Annotated in this window: 1 protein-coding gene; it reads left to right on the plus strand. The window is 45.3% G+C overall.

Going from position 1 to position 967, the window contains the following annotated elements; translation table 11 throughout:
- Positions 1-229: 229 nt before the first annotated feature.
- Positions 230-967 (plus strand): glycosyltransferase family 4 protein (locus tag A3751_RS14705; RefSeq protein WP_156492491.1); only part of this gene is annotated, 738 nt, incomplete at its 3' end.

Genomic DNA, 967 nt, shown 5'->3' on the forward strand with positions numbered 1-967 from the left:
GTACCTGGCCCATGGCCAATCGTTTCATTGCGTGTGAGGCTGAAAAACACTAACGCAAATCGCAAAGCAGAACATCATTTCGACTCGCAGTTTGCAAAAAAGCAGGAAAACTGCGCATCATGAAAACTTAAGTAACTGTTTTTTATAGACTTTATGAATTGGCATTGTTTTCGCTATACCCCTCCTAACAGGGAGTCCAACAACCGCGATTTACGTTAAGAGGTAGCACATGTCACAAGGGCAAATCATTAATATCCCTCGAAGATTCGCTTTAGAAGAATGGGGAGGCACCGAGACGGTCATTCTGGAAACGTCCAAACAGCTCCAGAAACGCGGCTATGATCCAAAGATCTATACCACTTTGGCCTTGTCAGAAGAAGCGTTTGAATCGATCTCTGACATTGATATCCGACGCCATTCTTACAGTTACACGAGACTTGGCCTTTCAAATCGCAATCGACGCTTACTCGATAAACGAGGCGGCAACATGTACTCGATTAGTCTGTTTCTAAGTGCGTTATTGGCAAAAAAGCCAAAGGTATTTCATTTACATACTCTCGGACGCGTAGGTTCGCTTATTCGTCTTGCTGCCAAGATTAGGCGTGTGCCTTACGTTGTCAGCATCCATGGTGGTTTAATGGATCTCCCTAAACAGCAACTCAATGATCTCGTCGCACCGACAAAGCGCAGCTTTAATTGGGGCAAGATTTTTGATTGGGTCTTACCGTCAAATAAGCTCGTTGAAGATGCAGATGCGGTGATCTGTGTTGGTGAGGCGGAAAGAAAGAAGCTCAGCAAACGGTATCCCAAGGGCAACATCCACTTCTTGCCAAACGGCGTCGACGTCGATTATTTCGCTAGCGGAAATCGTGAACGCTTTCAGTTTGAACTGCGACACCGTGGCTATTCGCTAAAGTCTTCAGATCGATACATCTTGTCGGTTGGTAGCTTCTATCCCCAAAAAAAT

Source organism: Oleiphilus sp. HI0080, assembly GCF_001635135.1.